Below are 1979 nucleotides of genomic sequence, written 5' to 3'. Positions count from 1 at the left end.
GTTAATGCCTCCCCAGCAGGTATGGACGGAATCGGGTCCCTCGATATTCCACTTTCAGATCTGAACCAGAGCGCAGTAGTTTACGATCTTGTCTATAAACCCCCTGACACAAAGCTATTAGTAGATGCCAAACAGCTGGGTCACAAAGCCTCAGGTGGACTTAGCATGCTTCTCTACCAAGGAGCTGAGAGCTTTGAGATATGGACGGGTGAGACAGCACCTGTTGATACTATGAGAAAAGCACTTGGCCAATAATCCTATTGAAAAGTGGATCTCACTTGTGTGATAATAAGGATGAAAATCCAATTGTAGGCCGGAGGAATTATGAGAGTTAGCAGCGACGCGGGTGATTTTGATATTACTGTAAAAGACGCCTCAGTTGAGGGAGAGTTTGTGGTAATAACAGGGCAAATGGGTGTTTGGGATTCTCAGATCTATATGACCCCCTCGGATATTTGGAAGTTCACATCTATTTTTCTTCGTCCCTCTGTAATTTTATATATGCTAAAAATCCCATTTAGGTCACTATTCGGATCTTCTTCAAGCAGTGAGGACAAATAGCCTCACCTAACAACTTCGGGATTAACCAGGTGTTTAGGCACCCCTCCGGTTAGTGCAATTTCAACGCTCTCAACTGCCATATCAATCATTCTAACTCTAGTTTCAATTGATGCACTTCCAATATGTGGAACTAAAACAGCGTTATCTAATTTCAGTAGCTCTTCATTTACTTCAGGTTCATTTTCAAACACATCAAGCCCTGCTCCCCAAATAAGTCCTTCTTTCAAAGCGCTTGCCAGCTCAGCCTCTTTGATAATTGGTCCTCTTGCAATATTGATAATAATAGAAGTAGGCTTCATTTTTTGAAATTCATCTCTGCCGAACCTGCCTCTAGTTTCATCAGTCAAAGGAGAAGTAATAACAATATAGTCAGATTCGCTAAGCAGCGTTTCAAAATCTACAAATTCAGCGCCGGTTTCCTCCTCTGCTTTTTCATTTCTGCTCCTGTTTTGATATAACACCCGCATATTAAATCCTTTAGCCCTTCTTGCAACGGCTGATCCTATACGTCCCATACCGTATACTCCGAGGGTGCTGTTATGAATATTCATTCCCAGCATCAATGAAGGATGCCAGCAGGTAAACTCTCCATCTCTAATATGTTTATGTGCATTAAGGATTTTTCTGGCCACTGAAAACATAAGCGCCCAGGCCAAATCTGCTGTGGTTTCTGTAAGAACATTAGGGGTGTTTGCAACAAATATTCCTTTTTCTGTTGCGTAAGGGATATCAACATTCTCATAGCCCACACCGGCATTGGCCACTATCTTTAGTTCAGGGCTTTGATCAATAAGCATTTTATCCACGATGTCAGATACTGTTGTAATAAGTGCAGATGAATCCTTGGCATTTTCTAATAATTCAGCTCTAGTTGGAAGAGTGTTTTTCGGATAGATGGTGACATTATATTTGTCCGATAGTCTGTTTATAGACTCACCGGGATATTGAGAGGTTATGAATATCTTTTTCATGGAACGATCTCTTGAAAATTATTATAGAATAATATTAAGGACCTATTAATATATCTACTTTTCAAAAGGATCCGGAATATCCGGGTGCCAGAGCTTAAAATGATTTTTATGATTTTCTGTATACGCACCAGGTGGGTAGTACTTATCATAAAAATCCAGATCCAGATGATGTGCCTGTACCATAAACCTTAGAAACATTGGATCTGAAAAAGCGGGGAACCTACCGTAAGTTTCATAAATATAATTGCAGATGTCTTTAACAACCTGAATCTCATCCCTGCTTGGTCTCTCTACCTCTTCCAATACACCCTCAGGGCTTAAGTACGGCATTGTGTGGGACTCCCAGTTGCTCCATTTTGCGTCATTAAACGCCTCGACCGCCTCCCCCATGTCTTTATAATAAGGAGGACAATAAGCATGAAAAAGATCGTCTTTTCCGACAGCCAC

4 protein-coding genes are annotated in these 1979 nt (G+C 41.1%); 2 read left to right on the top strand and 2 right to left on the bottom strand.

Annotated elements, in window-relative coordinates; genetic code table 11:
• Both AAF462_11785 and AAF462_11780 read left to right on the top strand, forming a co-directional pair.
• On the top strand, nt 1-255 hold a 255-nt coding region (locus tag AAF462_11785; protein ID MEM7009803.1), incomplete at its 5' end, for a shikimate dehydrogenase.
• Nucleotides 256-324: 69 nt separating this feature from the next.
• Entirely contained in the window at nt 325-561 is a 237-nt protein-coding gene (locus AAF462_11780) for a hypothetical protein (protein ID MEM7009802.1), read from the top strand.
• Between the two features lie 2 nt (nt 562-563).
• Here the strand turns inward: AAF462_11780 and AAF462_11775 are convergent, their stop codons facing one another.
• Together AAF462_11775 and AAF462_11770 are read right to left on the bottom strand one after the other, a co-directional pair.
• Complete coding sequence (locus AAF462_11775; GenBank protein MEM7009801.1) at nt 564-1532, bottom strand: D-glycerate dehydrogenase; 969 nt, start codon at nt 1530-1532, stop codon at nt 564-566.
• A gap of 54 nt (nt 1533-1586) precedes the next feature.
• Nucleotides 1587-1979 (bottom strand): hypothetical protein (locus tag AAF462_11770; protein MEM7009800.1); only part of this gene is annotated, 393 nt, incomplete at its 5' end.

The organism is Thermodesulfobacteriota bacterium (assembly GCA_039028315.1).
GTDB lineage: Bacteria > Desulfobacterota_D > UBA1144 > Nemesobacterales > UBA2774 > CR02bin9.
Note: the sequence above shows the minus strand (reverse complement) of the source record. Positions and strands in the feature narration are given on the sequence as shown.